Below are 553 nucleotides of genomic sequence, written 5' to 3'. Positions count from 1 at the left end.
GGAGCACACTATGAAGAACTATCTATGCAAGTTCATTCCGCCTCGGGATGATTTTCTGGCGACGATGAGCGATGACGAAAAGACGTGGATGGCCGGGCACGGCGCCTTCCTCGACGACCTGCTCGATCAGGGCATTATCGTCGCCCATGGACCGGTCATGGATCCGGCCGGCGGCTATGGCGTCTCGATCTACCGGATCGCCGATGACCAGGACATCGCATCCTTCACTTCCCGCGATCCGATCGTTGCTAACGGCGTTGGCCACTACGAGCATCATCCGATGCCTCACCTGAAGGCGCGCGACTGAGCCTGTGATGGACAAGGACGCTTTCAGGCACACGCTTGACGTCTGAAACATCGTAACAATCCAAGGACCACAGACATGACAATCGCCCTTATTACCGGTGCCTCCAGTGGCATCGGTACGGTCTACGCACGCCGTCTGGCGGCCCGTGGCCACAATCTCGTCCTCGTTGCCAGAGCCACCGACCGGCTGAACGCACTTGCCGATGAGCTTCGCTCGGCCCATGGCGTAACCGTCGAGGTGATCACC

The 553-nt window shown here is 59.3% G+C and carries 2 protein-coding genes; both read left to right on the top strand.

Translation table 11 applies throughout. The features are described 5' to 3' along the window. On the top strand, positions 1-307 hold a 307-nt coding region (locus tag ACQZ40_RS25745; protein WP_236767004.1), incomplete at its 5' end, for a YciI family protein. A gap of 75 nt (positions 308-382) precedes the next feature. Beyond that, positions 383-553: SDR family NAD(P)-dependent oxidoreductase (locus ACQZ40_RS25740; RefSeq protein ID WP_448748916.1), on the top strand; the 171-nt coding region annotated here is incomplete at its 3' end.

The organism is Agrobacterium sp. 16-172Ci (assembly GCF_053522725.1).
The sequence above is the reverse complement of the archived record's forward strand: the minus strand, read 5'-3'. Positions and strand labels throughout refer to the sequence as shown.